The sequence below is a fragment of the Rothia sp. (in: high G+C Gram-positive bacteria) genome (genome assembly GCF_030540545.1).
In the GTDB taxonomy this organism is placed as follows: domain Bacteria; phylum Actinomycetota; class Actinomycetes; order Actinomycetales; family Micrococcaceae; genus Rothia.
Window position 1 is genome coordinate 27154 of the sequence record NZ_JAUNVZ010000005.1, and the last position, 19809, is coordinate 46962.

A 19809-nucleotide genomic window follows, 5' to 3' on the forward strand; every position below is an offset into this window, starting at 1 on the left:
GTAGCACCTGAAAAGACAAGAGTTTTCTCAAAAACCGTAAAATATTCCCAAAGGGCGTGTAATGCGTGAGCTAACCCATAGTCACAGGATAGACTGAGAGAGGAATTATCGGCACAACCTGAAAAGGACAATGATGACCAAGCCTTTCCCCTCCGATTTGGAAATCGCCCAGGCAGCAACCCTGGAACCGATCGCGCAGATTGCCGCGCAGAACGGTATTGACCAGGAGCGCCTCGAGCCCTACGGCAAGTACGTCGCTAAGGTGCTGCTGGACGAAAACACCAACGCCGAAACCGCTGCCAAGCGCGGCTCCAAGTACATTGTGGTCACCGCCGTGACCCCCACCCCGCTGGGCGAGGGCAAGACCGCAACCTCCGTCTCCTTGGCTCAGGGCTTCGCTCAGATTGGCAAGAAGGCAACCCTGGCACTGCGCCAGCCCGCTATGGGCCCGACTTTCGGCATTAAGGGTGGCGCTGCCGGTGGCGGCTACTCCCAGATTGTGCCCATGGAGAAGCTGAACCTGCACCTGACCGGCGACTTCCACGCCGTCACCGCAGCGCACAACCTGCTGGCGGCAATGATCGATAACCACCTGCACCACGGCAATGAGCTGCGCATTGACCCGCGCGCTATTGAGTGGCGCCGCGTGATCGACATTAACGACCGCTCCCTGCGCAATATTGTGATTGGTCTGGGCGAGCGCATGGACGGCGTGGTGCGCGAAACCGGTTTCGATATCACCAGCGCCTCCGAAATCATGGTGATTCTCTCCCTGGCAACCAGCTTTGAGGATTTGCGCGAGCGCCTGGCAAAGATCGTGATTGGCCTGAACTATGACGGCGAGGCAGTCACCGCAGCCGATTTGAAGGCTGACGGCGCCATGGCGGTCATTCTTGCCGACGCCATTAACCCGAACCTGCTGCAGACCCTGGAGCACACTCCCGCTCTGATTCACGCCGGCCCCTTCGGCAATATCGCCACCGGTAACTCCTCGGTTGTGGCTGACTACGTTGGTCTGCAGTACTCCGACTATGTCATTACCGAGGCTGGTTTTGGCGCCGATATGGGCGCTGAGCGTTTCTTCAACGTCAAGTGCCGCGTCTCGGGTCTGAAGCCCCACGCTGCTGTGCTGGTCGTGACCGTGCGCTCCCTGAAGTCCCACTCCGGCCTGTACAAGATCGTTCCGGGTAAGCCCCTGCCCGAGGGCATGCTGCAGGAGAGCCCCAGCGATGTCGAGGCGGGTGCAGCGAACCTGATTAAGCACATTCAGATTGTGCGCGATTTCGGTGTGCAGCCTGTGGTGGCTATTAATGCTTTCCCGAGCGACTTTGAGTCCGAGCACGACACCATTCGCCGTATTGCTCAGGAGGCTGGCGCTCGCGTGGCTATTCATCGCGGTGTGGCTGAGGGCGGTAAGGGTACCGTTGAGTTGGCTCAGGCTGTGGTTGAGGCATGCGATGATGTTTCCGAGCTGCGCTACACCTACGAGCTGGAGGACTCCCTGGAGACCAAGCTGGAGAAGGTCGCCACCAAGGTGTACGGTGCGGACGGTATTACCATTGCCCCGGCAGCGGCTAAGCAGCTCAAGCGTTTTGCTGAGCTGGGCTACGGCCATCTGCCTGTGGTGATTGCGAAGACTCACCTGTCGATTTCTTCGGATGCATCCCTGAAGGGTGCTCCGACCGGTTGGACTTTGCCGGTACGCGAGGTGCGCCTGGCTGCCGGCGCTGGCTATGTGTACGCGATTTGCGGCACCATGCGCACCATGCCCGGTTTGAGCAAGAGCCCCGCGGCTGAGCGTATTGGTTTCGATGAGAATGGCACCATGGTTGGTTTGAGCTAGTCTCTGTTTCGCTAAGCGTTGAAACGCCGGGGTGCGTATTTTCGGGTTCTAGTATGGATCTCGAGGATGCGCGCCCCGGCTTTCTCTATTCTGGCTGCGGCTGAGGGGTGGACGTCGATAGAGCCGGATAAGAAGCCACTGTGACGGAGAGTTTCTAGCGTTTTGGGCCCTTAAAGGGGTCATGGGGGCTTAAAATGACTCACTCTCAGGTGCGTACCACTGCTTAATTCTTAAAAATCCTGCGCTCGGGGCTCCTCAAGGGCGTGTGCGCTTGATAGCATGCGGCAGCAGGGCTCTTTTAAGGCTCTGACTAGGTGTTTTAGTGCGATAGAACAGGGGAGTGTGAGCTATTTCTGCAGCGGGCACCTCGAGTGTTCGTGCGTAGAATGCAACCTCTCGCGGGTGTTTTTGGGTCTGATGGCACGGTTTTCTCTCGAAATCTAACGGAAATCGTTAGAAAAGCGTTATTTTCGTTAGATTCGGAGCCCAAAAAATACCACTCCGATTGGGCTCTGAGAGCGTTTCTGAGTCGTTTGGTCGCCCTGCAGAAGAGAAAGGCCATCATGGATCGCTTGAGTTGAGCACTGTGCATATACCCCTACTTCCTTGATTTTCCGCGGAAATTTAGGCTATTTTCCATGCTTCTCTGAGGTCATATGAGGCTTTCAAAGGGTGTTGGACACATAGAGAAACACCTGTGAAATACACCATAGTTATGGGTGTTAAAATCTGGATTGGTACTTAAATTCACCCCTTTAAGCGCCTAGAAATCTAACGATACGATTACAGTGTGCCGCCAAGCGTAAATGACTCGATTTCTGAACCAAAATGCCCTCTTCTGATGCGATAGACTTGTATTAGCAAGTGAACAGCAGATGTGAGAATCTAAATTTGCTTGTGTTTGAGTGAGTGATAGATACCTTTGGGTGTCAAAGAACCGGTCATGTGAGGATGCATGACCGGTTCTTTTTTATTCTCTTCCGTATGGGATGCACGTACCGATAAATGCATGGGATGATGCTCTTTAGACCCGGCAGGGCTGGAACGCAGGCGAACCCAGGAACGTAACTCTCAGGGCATCGTCCCATGCGCTTGACGTACCCACGTATGCCGCCTTGAAAAACCTCACCCCTCCATCCATCAACACCTGCCTTCGGCGAAAGCATAGGGAGAAACTATAGGGGTGGGAAGGGTAAACGATATAATAGTGTCATGTCTCGACCGCTCATTCGTTTGCTGGGTCAGGGCGTGCGCTACGCATCTTCACTGCGCGGCGGCGGCTCTGCATTCCCCGGCCTTGTTATGGAAAAACTCCACCCGCGCTTTGTCGCCGAGGAGCTCGCTAAGCTGCCCTACGGCGTGGTTGTGGTCTCCGGAACCAACGGCAAAACCACCACCACCAAAATGGCGGTGCAGCTGCTTGAAGCTCAGGGTCTGAAGGTCTTCACCAACCGCACCGGCTCGAACTTTGTGCGCGGTGTGGCTGCGGCGCTGCTGGGTGAAATGGACCTGCGCGGTCGCCTGGACGCCGATATTGCTGTGTTGGAACTGGACGAGGCGCACGCCGTGCACTTCGTTAAGGCGGTCAAGCCCAACTACTCCCTGCTGCTGAACGTGTTGCGTGATCAGCTGGACCGTTTCGGCGAGATTGATACTACCCGCCGTATGCTCTCCCATGTTGCCGAGGCTACCACCGGTACCGTGGTGCTTAACCGCGAGGATCCGCGCATCCGCTCCCTGGCGGAGGTTGTGCAGCCCGGCGTGGATATTGACTACTACGGTTTGGATCAGAGCCTGCGCTCATATTTCCCCAGCGATGATGAGCTGCGCGGCGGCACCCGCAAGCAGGAGAACCTGCCGGCTGCCGATGTTACGCTGACTGCCTTCTCTGGCTCCACCGCGACCTTTGACCTGGCGGGTCGTAGCGTGCAGGGCACCATTAACCTTTACGGTATTTACAATATTTTCAATGCCGCGGCGGCTATGGCTTTGACTCGCGCCGTGCTGGGCGAGGATCTGAACGAAGAGAAGCTGGTCTCTGAGCTGGAGCGTATCACCCCGGCGTTTGGTCGCGGTGAGACTCTGAGCGTGAACGGTCAGCCTCTGCAGCTGCTGCTGGTGAAGAACCCGAGCGGTTTCCGCCTCTCCCTGGCAAGCGCAAACGCCGATGATTACGCCACCATGATCACCATTAATGACCAGTACGCTGACGGTCGCGATGTGTCCTGGCTGTGGGATGTTGATTTTGATGTGCTGCGCGAACCGGGTGTGCAGATGATTTCGGGTGTGCGCGCCTGGGATATGGCTCTGCGCCTGGAGCACGACGCGATTGATGTGCAGGATGTGAATGAGAATCTTGCGGCGGCGCTCAAGCAGTTTATTACTGATAATCCGGGTCGTCCGCTGCGTATTTTCTGCACCTATACTGCAATGTTGGCATTGCGTGAAGAATTGTCGAAGATTACCGATGTTGAGAAGGTGTCCTAATGTCCCATGTGATTCCGGGCTCTCCTGCCGTAACGCATAATAATGGCAAGAGTCTGCGTATTCTGCAGCTCTACCCGCAGGATATGAATATTTACGGCGACTGGGGTAATACTTTGGCTCTGGCTCGTCGTGCCTATAAGCACGGTTTTGAGGTTGAGATTCTGGATCACAACCCCGGTCAGTCTTTCCCCGCCGATGTTGATATTGTGCTTGGCGGTGGCGGTCAGGATTCCGGTCAGTCGGTGATTCAGGACGATTTGCACGCCAATGCTGGGACCCTGAACCAGCTGGCTGAGGACGGCGCGCCCATGCTGGTTATTTGCGGCCTGTACCAGCTCTTCGGTAAGGAGTTCCGCACTCGCGAGGGCGAGGTGCTGCGCGGCATTAGCATTTTTGATGCGCACACTGTCGGCGGCGAGGAGCGCCTGATTGGCAATATTGTGGAGGACTCTGAAGAGTTCGGCACCGTGATTGGTTTCGAGAACCACTCGGGTCTGACCTATCTGGGTGAGGGCTGCAAGCCTTTTGCGCGCGTGTCTAAGGGCGAGGGTAATAATCAGAGTGATGAGTACGAGGGTGCTCGCGTGCACAATGTGATTGGTACTTACCTGCACGGTTCGCTGCTGCCGAAGAACCCGGCGATTGCTGACTACCTGATTGCTAAGGCTGCTGAGCGTAAGTACGGTTCTTTTGAGCCGGCTGCCATTGATGATTCTCTGGTGGAGAAGGCGCGCGCGTCGGCGTCTTCACGACCGCGCTAGGGTGCTTGAAGTACTGATAAGTGTATAGGCTTTAGCTCTGTGACAGGGTTAGGTTATTCGGGTGAAGAGTGAATGTCATTCGGGTAGCCTAACCCTTGTGTACCTACTGGTTTGGGCGACTTTTCCTCGTTCGGGCGCTTTTTATATCGCCCAGACGAGGAAAAGTCGCCCACATTTTGTAGTGAGAGTGTCTCATGGGGTGAAGCCTATAGGGGAGTAACTCTGTGAGAGGCTAGAATGGGTGTATGAGTATGTCACCCGTTTTTGAGGTTTTGCCCTTTGATCAGCTGAGCCTGGAGCAGTTGCAGCGGATCCATATTTTGCGGTCGCGTGTGTTTACGGTGGGTCAGCAGATTACGGAGCAGGAGCCGGATGAGCTGGACTTTAGCGCTATTCATGTGTTCCATGTGGCTGAGTCTGGTGCTGTGGATGCGTATGCTCGTGTGTTTCCCGCGGCGGCTGATGGGGAGCATGCTCACCCATGGGCTGATGCGTGGGCGTGGAGTATTGGTCGCGTGGCGGTGGATGCCTCGGCACGCGGTCAGGGTCTGGGTGGCGCTCTGGTGGCAGCGTGTGTGGACTGGATTCGTGAGCATACGAATGCACCTCAGATTGTGATTAGCGCGCAGCTGTACCTGGCGGATACTCTCTACGCTTCCGCTGGTTTCACCCAACGCGGTGACGTCTACCCCGAAGCCGGCATTGACCACATCGCCATGTCCCTCAACCTTTAATGCTTTTGGGCGAGATCAAAGTTTGCCCAAACCGGGTTAAGCAGTGAGACCGAGAGAAGATAGGAATGTCTTCGCGTTCTGCTCCATAGCGGCGCTGAACTCTATGTACTTGCTTGACCCCTGCGGGATATAGAAGGGGAGTTTCTTAACCCACACATCGTTTCGAGACTCAAGATTCCCTTCATAGGATGTACCCTGCATAAGGTTTAGCTGTTTTGCCTTTTGGGTAGTATCTTGCTCGGGGTAAATATAGTACCCCTGTGACGCATTAAAACGGAACATATAGGCAAGTAGCTGCTGATAGTCACGACCGCTAATATTGCCCTGAGGTTTGTACTTAGTATCGGCAACAGAGCGGGGTTCTTTGGTCTTCGAGATAAAATCGGGGTAGATTTTTCCTCGAGATTTATCAAAGAGATAGTGTTCGCCGATTCTATTCTTATTTTCGGGGTGGTAGAAATACTCGGAGATCAAAGTAGCAATGTACTCTTCCCAGAGCCAGGCGCAATCAAAAAGAATACCGTGCATGGTGCGATTACCCGAGCCCAGGGAGTGATTCTGATGGGTCAGAATATACAGGCAGAGTCGCTGTAGCTCCCTATACTCGCGATAGTAGGCGTGACGAAGGGGCTTCTTCTGATTCTCCAGAATAATAGCGTGACGATCCCGCTGCACATAGCTAGGAGTGTGGGAGATAATTGTATCTATATCATCGCGATGTTTCCCAAGAATCAGGTGCCCCATATAAGTGCTCTGCATATACTCGATAGTATGGCGAATAAGCTGCATGAGCGGATTATCGTAGGAGAACTCTCGGGTGGAATAGGCTATTTTTCCTCTAAAGGGTGTGTTCTCCTTAATGTGCCGTGCAAGATCAAGAGAGCCACGAATATTCATATCATTATGAGTAAATACCCGATACTCTTTATAGATGCCCTTACGCAGGGCACTCTGTAGGTACTCCGGAAAGAGTAGCATATAGAGATTCAGGCGGGCAGTGCTATCCTGTGCCGTGGTACTCTGGTTGAGGACATCGGGCATATCCAGTACTTTTTCAATCATATAGCGAAAGAAAAAGTCTGTATCCTGCGAATCCGAGAAGCGGGATCTAATACTGAGATTCTCAGATCCCACCCCCAAGAAACCCACGTGATTTGATGTCCAGATATCTCCACCTCTGGAACGTAGAATATAGGAATCTCGATCAAGGTTTTCAGATTCTCGAATAGTCGGAGGGAAGAGAAAAAGACCCTTCTCTTCGAGGGAATCTAGAGTCTGATTCAGTAAATAATCTACACTTTGAGGGTGCGATTTCTGCAGAGAGCCTAGGGGATACGCGGAATTATCGCGAAGATATTGAATATCCGCCATTATTAATCCTGCAGATTATAAGCTTGTTCAAGGCGACTCATAGATTCCTGCTCGCTGTACAGGCCATGGACATAATCCTGGAGAAGCGGGGCAAGATAATCTGACCACAGGATATTGAAATTATTATTAATATCCTTGAGCTTGAGGAAATATGCCGCACCCACGTGGTAATTTTGGTTCAATCCATCAATAGTATCGATAGCAGAATTCAGGCTTCGCATGCGGGCAATAGCTTGCTCTTTAACCTTAGAACCGAGAGTATCGAGAGCATCAAGCATAGAAATATGCTCATTAGCATCCACATTAATAAAGCGGAAGCGGCGACGCATAGCAAAGTCAAAGGTATCCACCGAACGGTCAATATCATTCATGGTGCCAATAATATAGACATTCTCCGGGATATAGAACTTCTCGCTGGGGTCTTTATGGAGATTGGAATACTGGGTACTCACAGCACCGGCTGGGCCGCGGTATCCCGGATCAATAGAATAGAAGAGTTCGCCAAAAATCTTAGAAATTTCACCGCGATTAATCTCATCAATAATAAAAATATATTTATTATATTTTAATTTTTGAATTTTATCAATATTTTTAGGATTGAGTGTTTTATAAACGGCGTCAACAATTGGTACAATATATGAATTTTGTTGATTGTGTCCAAATCCAAGATCTTTCTCAAGAAAAGAAATGCCGAAATCTTTTGTATTGTAATGTCGTGCGGCTTTCTTGATTTGATCTTTCTTTATTACTATTCTATTTGATTTAGGATTTTTGGGTGCAGTTAAAATTACGTTTAATCCCTCGACTTCTTTAATTGTAAATGCATTACCTGTCTTGGTCTTAAGAAATGAGTAATTTACCCACTTGTCTAGGCATTCTTCAACGTATTGATCAATGTCTTCCATGATGATATAGGAAGAGTTGTCCGGAGTTGAATTATTGTCTAATAAATTTTTTTGTGCATTTTTGCAGAATTTTGTAAATAATCCATCGTGAAGCTCAAAGCCAATAGAATTCTCGAATGTTTTAATAGGGCGTAGACCTTCTACAAAATCGGTGTAGTCGTAGCTGGGATGGAATTGCACAAAGCCACACTGCTCCTGCTGCTCGGGAGTTAGATCAGCGTAGTCATCGGTGGTGCCATTAGTAATCAGATGGGCAGCAATCTGCTTTGCTAAATAGGTCTTACCGGTGCCGGGCGCACCGTGAAGAATAATATTGCGTGAGGCAAGCAGCTTATCTGCGTAGTCCTTAACGCTGGGCTGAGTGGTGCTCTTAGGGGAATCGGCCATCATTAAACCTTTGTGTGTGAGTGAATAATTCACCCATAGTGTACACCCAGGGACTCACGGTATGTAATCGTTTTGCGCGTGGTTTCCTCGTTTCGGCGAGATATAAGTTTGCCCAATCGAGGAAACTCGCCTAAACGCATGGGGTGAGAGTGTTGCGGTGCAGAGCGGAATCATAGGGGAGTAGTGGCGGTAAAGCGGTAAAATGGGTGTATGAGTGAAACTAGCCCCGCACCGCACTACTCCGCACGCTACACCGGCCCGGCACCGGTCACCGCCTCCGGCATTGACAACACCGCAGATAACCCCAACGACCCCAATAGCGCCGCGGCGGCACGTATCACCACCACCCCGCCCTCACCCCAAGAATACGAAGCGATCCTACGACGCCTCGCCGCAGCAGAAACCACGCGCACCAATATGGATCGCCAGCTGCGCAGCGCCACCCAGAAAAACCAGAAACTCGTCGACGCACTCACCCGCACCAAAGCCGAAATTGAGCGCCTGCGCGTATCCCTCGCCAAGGACGTACAACCCCCGCTCAACTCCGCTGTCGTGCTCGCCGTCGGTACTAACCGCATGACCTACGACCAGCTCGCCGAAGGTAAAACCCCCGCCGAAGCCGAACCCTTCATTGACGTGCTCTCCTCGGGACGCCTGGTGCGCGTGCCCGCCTCCGCACTGCTCGATATGAACGAGCTCAAGCCCGGCATGACCGTGCTACTCACCGACACCATGGAAGCCGTGGTATCCCTGGGCTACGAAACCAATGGCGATGTGGTCACCGTGCGCGAAGTTCTCGAAGAACAGGGTGCTGATAGCACCGGCGCACCGCTCACCCGAGTACTGATTGACCTGCCCAATGGCTCCAGTCAGATTGTGCGCGCCGCCGGATCCATTGACCCCGCCACCCTGCGTACGGGTGATGCGGTCACCCTGGACTCCCGTTCCCGCATGATTACCTTCCGCGTGCCCGCAGCGCGCAGCCAGGAACTCGTGCTCGAAGAAGTACCCGATATTACCTTCTCCCAGATCGGCGGCCTGGGTGCCCAGATTGAACAGATTCGCGATGCGGTCGAGCTGCCCTACCTGCACCCCGAAATCTTCGAAGAGTACCACCTGGCACCGCCCAAGGGCATTCTGCTCTACGGCCCTCCCGGCAACGGTAAAACCCTGATTGCCAAGGCGGTTGCTCACTCCCTGGCTCAGCGCGCGGCAGCCTCCAATCCGGGTGCGGGCACTCGCGGCTACTTCCTGAATATTAAGGGCCCGGAGCTGCTGGATAAATTCGTGGGTGAGACCGAACGTCAGATTCGCGATATTTTCTCCGCAGCCCGCGATAAGGCGCGTGCCGGTCACCCCGTTGTGGTTTTCTTTGATGAAATGGAGTCTCTATTCCGTACGCGTGGTACGGGTCGCTCCTCGGATATTGAGACGACTATTGTGCCGCAGCTGCTGGCTGAAATTGACGGCGTGGAATCCCTGCATAATGTGATTGTTATTGGAGCCACTAACCGCGAAGATTTGATTGATGCCGCCGTAATGCGCCCCGGACGACTGGACCTGAAAATCCGCATTAACCGCCCGGACGCCGCGGGAGCTGCCGAAATCTTCCGCCTGTATCTGAACAACACGCTGCCCTATAGCCCGGAAGAAGTCACGGCTCACGGGGGAGTACAGCCCGCCATTGACGCCATGATCGCCTCGGCGGTTACCGCACTCTATGAACGCAGCCCGCGTAACGCCTATGCCCTGGCAAAGGTAGCGAGCGGATTCGGCGCACCCGGCTACGAAGGCACCCAGACGCAGCTGAGCGAACACCTGCTCTACCGCGGAGATTTCGTCTCCGGCGCGGTGATTCGCAATATTGTGGACCGTGCCAAGAAACAGGCAATTAAGGAGCAACTGCAGGCGCTCACCGCTGCCGAAAACACCGGCGCTACCGGGCGCGTGGCTACGGGTATCTCCACAGCTCACCTGCTCGAGGCGGTCCGTGCCGAGTTTGAGGATCAGGTGGAGCTTCCTCCCACCCCGGATGTTGAAGACGCCCTTGCGGTTGCCGGCGTACACGGTCGCCTGGTGGCTGTGTTGCCTCCCGCGGGTGCCTTCTAAAGCCCGTCTAAAACCCCGGTAAATATGCTCGCAGCAGCTATTTCGCGCAATAGTTTCTATATTTGTTCCCATGCCAGCCCTGGTCTTGGCCAATCGTGCGGAGTAGAGTGGAATATATACGTGTCACATGCGCGTTAAATACATAGAAATCAATGCGCACCAGCCATGGATCAAGGAGAAAATCGTGACTGATAACCCGCAGGTGTACGGCGTGTCCCGCATTATGGGCGCCGAAACCGAATACGGCGTGATTGCCCCCACCCAGCCGGGTACTAACCCCACGGTGCTCTCCGCCATGGTGGTCAATACCTATGCGCAGCTTGCCTCCAAGAGTGGCGAGGCACTGCGCGAGCAGGTGCAGCGCGCAGCCCACGCGGCTCAGCTGGCACAGCGCGGCGAAGCGGAAGAATACGCCGACACGGTTGCGCGCGGTGAGCAGCGCCAGGGTGTATGGTCCAGCGAATCCGAAAGCCCCCTCACCGATGCTTATGGTGAGACCATGAGCGCTGAGGATGCCCACGCTTCCCAGATGACTCACACTCGTCGTGAGCTGACCAGTGAAGATATTGCTCTGGAGGTTCTTCGCGAGGCGGGCATTGACCAGGCTGCAACCATTCACGGCCGCGGCGGCTACCCCGAGCGCCTGGACTGGGACGCCATGACCATGAACGCGATCCTGCCCAATGGTGCGCGCCTATACGTGGACCACGCGCACCCGGAGTACTCCTCGCCCGAGACCCGCTCGCCCCTGGAGGCCGTGCTCTATGACGCTGCCGGTGATGTGATTGCCTACCGCGCCTGCCGTGAAATTGCCGCCCATAGTGAGCTGCCGCCGGTGAGCCTGTACAAGAACAATACCGACTCTAAGGGTCAGTCCTACGGTGCGCATGAGAACTATATGCTCTCGCGCGAGACCGAGTTTGAGGATATTGTGTCGGCACTCCTGCCGTTCTTTGCCACCCGTTCAATTATGATCGGTGCCGGACGCGTAGGCATCGGCCGCCACGGCGAGCAGCCGGGCTTCCAGATTTCCTCCCGCGCGGACTTCTTTGAGCGCCTGGTGGGTCTTGAAACCACCCTGCGCCGCCCGCTGATTAATACTCGCGATGAGCCCCACGCAAACCCCGCCAAGTACCGTCGTCTGCACGTGATTCCGGCGGATGCGAACCTCTCGCACTACTCGAATTTCCTCAAGTTTGGTACCGCCGCCCTGGTACTGAATCTGGTTGAGTCTTCCAAGGCGCCCTTTATTCAGCTCTCTGATCCGGTCTATGCTTTCCAGCAGGTCAGCCACGATCTGAGCCTGAGCGTGCAGCTGCCTCTTGCCTATGCTGACGCGGATTTGAACCTGGGTGAGAGTGTGACCGCCCTGCAGGTTCAGCGTATTTTCCTGGACGCCTGCCGTGCCCATGAAGAGAGTAATCCCGCCGGTTTGGATCAGCAGACCCGCCAGGTGCTGGACTTGTGGGATGAAGTTCTCACCGCCCTGGAAACCGACCCGCTCTCTCTGGCGGATCGTCTGGACTGGGTGGCTAAGTACTCCCTGGTGCGCGGCTATATGGCTAAGGGTGTACCCGCCGATTCCCCCAAGCTTGCTGCCCTGGATTTGCAGTATGCCGATATTGATCCCGAGCGCGGTCTGTACCATCGCCTGGTGGCTCGCGGACGCATGCGAACCATGTTCAATTCTGCACAGATTGAGCAGGCAATTATTGAGCCGCCCGCCGATACTCGCGCTTATCTGCGCGGTACCCTCATGCACCGTTTCGGCCACGAAATCATCGGCATTAACTGGGATTCGGTTTCGGCGCGCGGCCGCTACTCGCGCGAGCTGACCCGCCTGGTCATGGACGAGCCCGCCGCCTACACCCGCGAGCAGGTGGAGCCCCTACTGGCGCGAGTGCATCATTCCGATCAGCTGCTGCAGGCGCTGCGAGGTAACCAGCGCTAGACTTTGCATGAGAAGTAGAGTGCGGCGTCTAAAGATTCCGCACGAGAGCTCAAGCAGCAACTCACACCCTACACTAGTACATAGACTTATATAGACCCCGAAAGAGAGAAAATTATGGCACAGGAACGCATTCAGCAGCAGACATCCTTTGAACAGGCGCAGGCACCGGCTGAGCAGGAACTGACCTTTAGCAATACCATTGCCGCTCAGGACGTGACCGATGTTGACGACCTGCTGGACGAAATTGACGGTCTGCTGGCTGAAAACGCCGAGGACTTCGTGACCGGTTTCGTGCAGAAGGGCGGTCAGTAGGCTCCCACGCCGGCTGTGTGAGGGCGGGCGCCGCCTTCAGGTGCCGCCTCGCCGTTGATAAATCTCGGCGCGGGCGGTACAGCGGCTCCGCCTCTTCCCCAGCTAGCGAACATAGTAGCCCCAAACTCGCAGGTGCGCGCGTTTGGGGCTAAAATTTTTTCCTAGATTTATTGCTAACCCAAAGGAAATTTGTGGCTACTCATTATGAAACTCTGGGTGTCTCCAAAGACGCCAGCGGTGAGGAAATTAAGAAGGCTTACCGCAAGAAGGCTCGCCAGCTGCACCCGGATATTAACCCGAGTGAAGAGGCAGCTGAAGAGTTCAAGCGCGTGACCCTGGCCTACGAGGTGCTCTCGGATAACGAAAAGCGTCGCATTTATGACATGACCGGCGATGAGCAGGGCCGTGCGGGCGGTTACCCCGGCGGCGCAGGTGGCTTCTCCGGTGGTTTCGGCGGCTTTGAGGACATTATTAATATGTTCACCGGCGGCGGCTTTGGTGGTGGTTTCGGCGGCCAGACCACCCGCGAGCGCCAGGGTAATGACGAGCTGATTAATGTCTCCATTAGCCTCAAGGACGCTGTTTTCGGTACCACCAAGACCGTACATGTGCGTACCGCAACCACCTGTCAGTCCTGTGAGGGCTCGGGTGCGGCTCCCGGCACCGAGCCGGTGACCTGCTCCACCTGTGCCGGTCACGGCGTGGTTCAGCGTCAGGTGCGCTCCATCCTGGGTAATATTGTGCAGCAGGTTCCCTGCCCGGATTGCCGTGGCGAGGGCGTGCGCATTGAGACTCCCTGCCCCGAGTGCCAGGGTGCCGGTCGTGTGCGTAGCGAGCGTGAGCAGACCTTCGATATTCCTGCCGGTGTGCACGACGGTGCGCGTATGCGTATTCGCGGCGGCGGCGAGGCGGGTATTCACGGCGGTCCGAATGGTGACCTGCTGATTGACCTGCACATTAAGCACGATGATCACTTTGAGCGTGAGGGCGATAATCTGACCACTCGCGTGGAGATTTCCATGCCCGCTGCGGCTCTGGGTACCGAGATTACCCTGGAGACTTTTGACGGCCCGCAGCAGCTGGTGATTCCTGCCGGTACGCAGGCGGGCGATGTGCTGACTCTGAAGGGTCTGGGCGCGAGTGTGCTGCATGAGGAGCGCCGCGGCGATCTGCTGGTGCGCGTGCAGGTGGTTACCCCGACCGATCTGTCCAAGGAGCAGAAGGATCTGCTGCGTCAGCTGGCGTCGCTGCGCGGTGAGACTCTGACCGAGGTTAAGCATGTTAAGCAGAAGCAGGGTTTCTTCTCGCGTTTGAAGGATTCTTTCCAGTAAATAGCTGAGCTTAGAGCTTGAGTGATATAGCCGCAGGGCGTGTATTTTTCCCGTAGAATGGGGGAGTACACGCCCTGCGGGCATATTCGGGCTCTATGTGACTCGTGTTTTATTCGTGCTAGCACTTAGCCCGTCCGATACATTTCAGAATAAATGAGGTAGTCATGACCGCCCCCATGTTTTATATTTCTGCCGAGCAGATGCAGGCGCTAGCCGCAGGCTCCGTTTTTGAGCTGCGCGGCGCCGAGGGTAAGCACGCCCTGGTCAAGCGCATGGAGCTGGGCGAGGAGATTTCTCTGGGTGATGGTTCCGGCGCCTACGCTCACGGCACGGTGGATGCGATCCTGCCCGATGGCGTGGCGGTTCGCGTTGAAACTCTGGGTATCGAGGTGCCCGCCCCGGCAACCTACCTGGTGCAGGCTCTGGCAAAGGACGGTCGCGATTTGCTGGGTATTGAGACCGCTACCGAGTTGGGTGTGGCGGGCGTGGTGCCCTGGAGTGCGGACCGTTCCATTGTGCGTTGGAAGGGCGACCGCGCCGCGAAGGCTCACGCCAAGTGGGAAAACACGGTCTATGCTGCGGCTAAGCAGTCCCGTCGCGCGCTGATTCCTACCGTGTACGATTTGCATTCTTCGGTGGAGTTGGCGGAGTTTATTGCGCAGGTCACCGCTCCGGCTGAGGGTTCTGAACAGTCCGATTCTGCTATCCCGGAAGCCGCTGTTTTTATTCTGCATGAAAATGCCACCGAGCGCCTCTCCACCCAACTTTCGGCTCTAGTTTCCAGTGAGAACCTACCCGCAGAAATCTATGTGATTGTCGGACCCGAGGGCGGTATTGCCCCGCGCGAAGTAGAGCTCTTTACCCAGGCGGGTGCACGCTTGGCGCTGCTGGGTACGGAGGTGCTGCGCGCCTCCACCGCGGGCTCGGCGGCTCTGTGCGTGCTGAACACCGTCACGGGGCGTTTCTAAAAGCACCGTTCCACGCCCTGCGTGCCCCGCGCCTCGTTATGCTCCGCCCGCGCCCATAGTACCTATTGTGTCTAGAGCATAAGAACCATACTTTTATGCTCATAGATATTCGGTTGGGTGCTGCCGGGCGGTATAATGGTGCTACGGTTTCCCTATATTCTGCGGGTTTTTCCCAACCTCGCGCACCCGGTGTAGTGCCCGTTTGCCTCGCAGAATCGTAACGTTCAATGGGTTGAGCGTTAGGGCGGAAACCGCTCACCTACTAGCCTAGGAGCTTTTATGTCTACCTCACGACCGCTTGCCACGGCACGCACCGTCAGCTTCAAGAGCGCAGCTGAAATGATCGCGGTGCTCGGCCCGTCGGATGCTCATGTGAGCATTATTGAGGACTATTTTGAGGGTCTGCAGATTATCCCTAAGGACCTTGACCTGCTGGTAACCGGCCCGAGCGAATCGGTGACCACCGCCGCGAAACTATTGCAGGAGCTGCGCGTGCTCGCCAGCCACGATACGCAGATCACCACCCAGCTCATTCACCGCCTGATGGGCATGCTGGGCGATGAGCTGGCTGCCTCCACGGCGCTGTCCACCAGTATTTTGTCGACGCGCGGTAAGACTATTCGCCCCAAGACCGTTAACCAAAAGAAATATGTGGACGCCATTGACGACAATACCGTTATTTTCGGTATTGGTCCTGCCGGTACGGGTAAAACCTATTTGGCAATGGCAAAGGCGGTTCAGGCACTGCAATCACGCGAAGTGTCTCGTATCATCTTGACGCGTCCTGCGGTGGAGGCGGGTGAACGCCTGGGTTTCCTACCCGGCACCCTGAACGATAAGATCGACCCCTACCTGCGCCCGCTCTACGATGCCCTGCACGATATGCTCGAGCCCGAAACCATCCCCAAACTGATGGAAGCCGGCACTATTGAGGTCGCACCCCTGGCGTATATGCGCGGTCGCACCCTCAATGACGCCTTCATTATTCTTGACGAGGCGCAGAATACCACCGCCGAACAGATGAAAATGTTCCTGACCCGCCTGGGCTTCGGCTCGAAAATGGTCATTACCGGTGACGTGACCCAGGTGGATTTGCCCGGCGGTCAGGCATCGGGTCTGAAGCAGGTGCGTAATATTCTCGAGGGCGTGGAAGATATCCACTTTAGTATTCTCGAATCCACCGACGTGGTGCGCCACTCCCTGGTTTCCAATATTGTCTCCGCATACGACCGCTGGGGCGAGGACCAGAAGGCCATGGAACGCAAGCGTAACCGCAAGGTCAAGCGCGAAACCATTGAGGCAGCAGCCCTGCGCCTGCTCGACCGCGCCGGTATCAATGGCGAGGACGAAGTAAGCAAGGAACAGGCAGCGGCAGGCTTTGTGCAGCGCGCCTCCGGCACGGAAAATTCCACCAAGGAAACCGGCGCCTAAACCGCGCACACATGCCTACAGCCCATATTCGCCCACATCAACCAGCTAAGGAGCCCCCGTGGCACAGATTGAACTTGAGGTAGAAGACCCGGCAACCGGCGCCGGCGAGCAGGAAGACGCCTTTGTTGCGGCGTCCTTTGCCGAGCTAGACGTTGAGGTACTCGAGCGCCTGGTCGCTTTCGCCTTTGACCGCATGTACCTCTCCCAGGAAACCGAGCTGTCCATTTCCGTGGTCAACGAAGAGGAAATGGAACGAATCCACATTGAATGGATGGACCTGCCCGGCCCGACCGATGTCATGAGCTTCCCCATGGATGAGCTGAGCCCGGGTACCGAGGACAATCTGACCGAGGGCTTCTTGGGTGATATTGTGCTCTGCCCGCCCGTGGCTGCACGCCAGGGCGCGGCGGCTGGCCACTCGACCATGGACGAGTTCTGCCTGCTGACCGTGCACGGTATTTTGCACTGCCTGGGCTACGACCACCACACCCCCGAGGAAGAGGCTGAAATGTTCGGCATTCAGCGCTCGATCCTCGAGGCGTTTTTGGGTCGCCCGGCACCGGTTGAGACCAAGCACTAGGGCGCGCGCGTGACTGGTTTTCTACTGCTGGCCATTGCTCTGCTGTGCTGCGCTTTTGCGGTGATGATTGCGATTGCCGAGACAGCGTTTACCTACCTGCCTCACGCCGAGGCGGAAGAGATTGCCGCCAAGCACCCGGGGACCGTGGCTGAGCGTGTGCTTGAGCACGCCGTGCAGGGTCAGAGCGAACGCTATACGCACCCCCTGCGCCTGGCGCGCGTGCTGGCTGCCGGTGCCGCAACCGCGACAACCCTGCTGGCTTTTGAAAGCTGGGTTTCGCATCCGCTGGCGCTCGCCCTGACCCTGGTGCTGCTGGCGCTGGTGGGTTACCCGCTGCTGCATGTACTGGCTCGCTCTGCCGGTCGTAATCGTGCCGCGACCATGATTGCGCTCTTTGCCCGCCCGATTTCTCTCAATGCTGCGGTTCTTTCGCCCGTGACCGGTGCCCTGGATGCCCTAACATCCCGCCTGGCGCCCAATCGCGAGGTGGAGCGCGCCGCCGGTGTCTTTGAGGAAGATGAGCTGCGCGAATTCCTGGAGCGCGCCGAAGCGGCAGAAACCATTGAAGACGACGAAGCGCAGATCGTACAGTCCGTATTCGAAATGGACGATACGCGCATTCGTTCCGTGATGGTTCCGCGCACCGATATTCTTTCGGTGGAGGCAGGCACCGGCTGCGAAGAGGCACTGCAGATCTTCCTGCGCTCGGGTTTCTCCCGCATGCCCGTGATTGGTGAATCCTCGGATGATATTTTGGGTGTGCTGTATCTGAAAGACACCATGCGCGCCCTGGTGACTTCGAATGCTCGCCCGGATACTCCCATTGAGCAGCTCATGCGCCCGGCACGTTTCGAACCGGAATCCCGCCCCGTCATGGAGCTGCTGCGCCAAATGCAGCGCGAAGCCAGCCACGTGGCAATTGTGGTCGATGAGTATGGTGGAACCGCCGGCATGATCACCCTGGAAGATCTGATCGAGGAACTTGTGGGCGATATTGCCGATGAGTACGATCAGGAACGCCCCGAATACGAACTGCTAGAAGACGGCAGCTTTAGGGTTTCGGCGCGACTGGGTATTGAAGAATTGGGCGAGATTTTCGGTATTGACCTTGAGGATGAAGATGTCGATACCGTGGGCGGCCTGATGGCTAAGCACCTAAACCGTGTGCCCATTGTCGGCTCCGAGGTCAGCGTGGAGGGTATTCACCTGCGCGCTACCGGTGCGGGCGGCCGTCGCCACCGCGTGCAGACCATTATTGCCAGCGTGGATCGTAGCGCCCATCTCAGCCCGGGGGAGAGCACCCCGAATACACAGACTATCGAAGAATTTTCACAGGAGACTGAGCCTAGCGCCTAGGTGCAGCTCACGTTTTCACGAGTTAAGGAATATATTATGGAAATTGATTTCAGCACTCCGCTGCCGGTGTTCCCGCCGGATTTCCGTTCGGGTTTCGCCTCCCTGGTCGGCCGTCCCAACGCCGGTAAGTCCACGCTGACCAACGCCCTGGTGGGTCAGAAGGTGGCTATTACCTCCAACCGACCCCAGACCACCCGTCACACCATCCGCGGCATTGTGCACAAGGATGACTACCAGCTAATCCTGGTGGACACCCCCGGTATTCACCGCCCCCGCACCCTGCTGGGCGAGCGTCTGAACGATTTAGTGGCGGGTACCCTCTCCCAGGTGGATGTGCTCGGTTTCTGCATCCCTGCGGACGAGAAGATTGGCCCCGGTGACCGTTATATTGCATCCCAGCTGGTGGCATCTAGCAATAAGCCCGTGGTTGCTATTGTGACCAAGGCGGATAAGGTCAATGCTGAGCAGCTCTCCGAGCAGCTGCTGGCTGTTGCCGCCCTGGGTGAAGAGGTCATGAGCGCCGAGCGTGCAGCCCGCGCCAAGCGTGCCGAGCACCGTGCTAAGCAGCGCGCCGCCGGTAAGAAGGTCAAGAACGAAAAGCCCGTTGCATTTGCTAAGGGTACGGGACCTGCGGCTCAGCGCGAGTCCGGTCACGATATTGACGAGCCCATGCCCAATGACGGCAAGGGCGGCTGGGCAGCGATCATTCCCGTCTCTGCCGTGCAGTTCTTCCAGGTGGAGGCGGTCGCCGACCTGCTCTCCCAGTACATTCCGCTTTCCCCGCCGCTGTACCCCGAGGGTGAGCTGACCGACGAGCCGGAAGAAACCCTGATCGCTGAGCTGGTGCGCGAGGCGGCTCTGGAGGGCGCTCGTGACGAACTGCCTCACTCCATTGCGGTGACTGTGGATGAAATGAACTACCGCGCCGGTCGCCCCAAGGATAAGCCGCTGCTGGATGTTCACGTGAGCCTGTACGTTGAGCGTGAGTCTCAGAAGGCGATTGTGATCGGTAAGGGCGGTCAGAATCTGCGCAAGATTGGTATGCGCGCCCGCGCCCAGATGGAGGCGCTGCTGGGTGAGCGTATCTTCCTGGATATTCACGTGAAGATTGCTAAGGAATGGCAGTCTGACCCGCGCGCGCTGAACCGCCTGGGCTTCTAGGGTCTAGAGGGTTTCTCTCGGAGAGCCCGGTACCGGTGCATTGACTATCCCGGTATAGGTTTCTATGTTTCCGCTATGCGGGGCGTGGGACTATACCGGGATAATGTCATAGTGTGGATAAA

General features: G+C 56.2%; 15 protein-coding genes. 13 read left to right on the forward strand and 2 right to left on the reverse strand.

The annotated features are described in order from the left end of the window. Nucleotides 1–130: 130 nt before the first annotated feature. From Q4P78_RS05355 to Q4P78_RS05370, 4 genes are all read left to right on the forward strand, one after another. Nucleotides 131–1843 carry a formate--tetrahydrofolate ligase gene (locus Q4P78_RS05355; protein WP_303339324.1) on the forward strand — a complete coding sequence of 571 codons (1713 nt, stop codon included), beginning with the start codon at nucleotides 131–133 and terminating at the stop codon, nucleotides 1841–1843. A gap of 1212 nt (nucleotides 1844–3055) precedes the next feature. Further along, a complete protein-coding gene (locus Q4P78_RS05360; protein WP_303339325.1) occupies nucleotides 3056–4330 on the forward strand; it encodes a Mur ligase family protein in 1275 nt (424 codons plus the stop codon). Further along, a complete protein-coding gene (locus Q4P78_RS05365; RefSeq protein WP_303339326.1) occupies nucleotides 4330–5091 on the forward strand; it encodes a type 1 glutamine amidotransferase in 762 nt (253 codons plus the stop codon). The genes Q4P78_RS05360 and Q4P78_RS05365 overlap by 1 nt, the downstream gene beginning before the upstream one ends. Before the next feature lie 245 nt (nucleotides 5092–5336). Next, the gene (locus Q4P78_RS05370) at nucleotides 5337–5825 is read left to right on the forward strand and encodes a GNAT family N-acetyltransferase (protein WP_303339327.1); all 489 of its coding nucleotides are present in this window, start codon (nucleotides 5337–5339) and stop codon (nucleotides 5823–5825) included. A gap of 36 nt (nucleotides 5826–5861) precedes the next feature. Here Q4P78_RS05370 and Q4P78_RS05375 read toward each other — a convergent pair whose 3' ends face one another. Continuing rightward, nucleotides 5862–7196 (reverse strand): hypothetical protein, encoded by a 1335-nt coding sequence (locus tag Q4P78_RS05375; protein ID WP_303339328.1) that lies wholly within the window; start codon nucleotides 7194–7196, stop codon nucleotides 5862–5864. 2 nt (nucleotides 7197–7198) lie between these two features. Then, nucleotides 7199–8491 (reverse strand): McrB family protein, encoded by a 1293-nt coding sequence (locus tag Q4P78_RS05380; protein ID WP_303339329.1) that lies wholly within the window; start codon nucleotides 8489–8491, stop codon nucleotides 7199–7201. 207 nt (nucleotides 8492–8698) lie between these two features. On the opposite strand from Q4P78_RS05380, the gene arc reads away from it, so the two are divergent. The 9 genes from arc to Q4P78_RS05425 all read left to right on the forward strand — a co-directional run bounded on the left by arc (nucleotide 8699) and on the right by Q4P78_RS05425 (nucleotide 19687). Next, on the forward strand, nucleotides 8699–10597 hold the full coding sequence (gene arc, locus Q4P78_RS05385; protein ID WP_303339330.1) for a proteasome ATPase: 1899 nt from the start codon (nucleotides 8699–8701) through the stop codon (nucleotides 10595–10597). 184 nt (nucleotides 10598–10781) lie between these two features. Then, nucleotides 10782–12548, forward strand: coding sequence for a depupylase/deamidase Dop (dop, locus tag Q4P78_RS05390; RefSeq protein WP_303339332.1), 1767 nt, complete (start codon nucleotides 10782–10784; stop codon nucleotides 12546–12548). Between the two features lie 114 nt (nucleotides 12549–12662). After that, complete coding sequence (locus Q4P78_RS05395) at nucleotides 12663–12860, forward strand: ubiquitin-like protein Pup (protein ID WP_303339333.1); 198 nt, start codon at nucleotides 12663–12665, stop codon at nucleotides 12858–12860. A 191-nt stretch (nucleotides 12861–13051) separates the two neighbouring features. Beyond that, nucleotides 13052–14191 carry a molecular chaperone DnaJ gene (gene dnaJ / locus Q4P78_RS05400; protein ID WP_303339334.1) on the forward strand — a complete coding sequence of 380 codons (1140 nt, stop codon included), beginning with the start codon at nucleotides 13052–13054 and terminating at the stop codon, nucleotides 14189–14191. Between the two features lie 164 nt (nucleotides 14192–14355). Further along, entirely contained in the window at nucleotides 14356–15159 is an 804-nt protein-coding gene (locus Q4P78_RS05405) for a 16S rRNA (uracil(1498)-N(3))-methyltransferase (protein WP_303339335.1), read from the forward strand. A 279-nt stretch (nucleotides 15160–15438) separates the two neighbouring features. Beyond that, nucleotides 15439–16590: a PhoH family protein gene (locus Q4P78_RS05410; protein ID WP_303339336.1), complete on the forward strand. Its 1152-nt coding sequence runs from the start codon at nucleotides 15439–15441 to the stop codon at nucleotides 16588–16590. 58 nt (nucleotides 16591–16648) lie between these two features. Further along, nucleotides 16649–17170: an rRNA maturation RNase YbeY gene (ybeY, locus tag Q4P78_RS05415; RefSeq protein ID WP_303339337.1), complete on the forward strand. Its 522-nt coding sequence runs from the start codon at nucleotides 16649–16651 to the stop codon at nucleotides 17168–17170. Between the two features lie 9 nt (nucleotides 17171–17179). Then, on the forward strand, nucleotides 17180–18526 hold the full coding sequence (locus Q4P78_RS05420; RefSeq protein WP_303339338.1) for a hemolysin family protein: 1347 nt from the start codon (nucleotides 17180–17182) through the stop codon (nucleotides 18524–18526). 36 nt (nucleotides 18527–18562) lie between these two features. Next, nucleotides 18563–19687, forward strand: a complete 1125-nt coding sequence (locus Q4P78_RS05425) for a GTPase Era (protein ID WP_303339339.1) — start codon at nucleotides 18563–18565, stop codon at nucleotides 19685–19687. The last annotated feature ends 122 nt before the right edge of the window (nucleotides 19688–19809 follow it).

Coding starts and splice junctions, on each gene's coding strand:
- Q4P78_RS05365 (WP_303339326.1), top strand. CDS start 4,330: ATGTCCCATGTGATTCCGGGCTCTCCTGCCGTAACGCATAATAATGGC.
- Q4P78_RS05410 (WP_303339336.1), top strand. CDS start 15,439: ATGTCTACCTCACGACCGCTTGCCACGGCACGCACCGTCAGCTTCAAG.
- Q4P78_RS05395 (WP_303339333.1), top strand. CDS start 12,663: ATGGCACAGGAACGCATTCAGCAGCAGACATCCTTTGAACAGGCGCAG.
- Q4P78_RS05355 (WP_303339324.1), top strand. CDS start 131: ATGATGACCAAGCCTTTCCCCTCCGATTTGGAAATCGCCCAGGCAGCA.
- arc (WP_303339330.1), top strand. CDS start 8,699: ATGAGTGAAACTAGCCCCGCACCGCACTACTCCGCACGCTACACCGGC.
- Q4P78_RS05360 (WP_303339325.1), top strand. CDS start 3,056: ATGTCTCGACCGCTCATTCGTTTGCTGGGTCAGGGCGTGCGCTACGCA.
- Q4P78_RS05370 (WP_303339327.1), top strand. CDS start 5,337: ATGAGTATGTCACCCGTTTTTGAGGTTTTGCCCTTTGATCAGCTGAGC.
- Q4P78_RS05425 (WP_303339339.1), top strand. CDS start 18,563: ATGGAAATTGATTTCAGCACTCCGCTGCCGGTGTTCCCGCCGGATTTC.
- Q4P78_RS05380 (WP_303339329.1), bottom strand. CDS start 8,491: ATGATGGCCGATTCCCCTAAGAGCACCACTCAGCCCAGCGTTAAGGAC.
- Q4P78_RS05405 (WP_303339335.1), top strand. CDS start 14,356: ATGACCGCCCCCATGTTTTATATTTCTGCCGAGCAGATGCAGGCGCTA.
- Q4P78_RS05375 (WP_303339328.1), bottom strand. CDS start 7,196: ATGGCGGATATTCAATATCTTCGCGATAATTCCGCGTATCCCCTAGGC.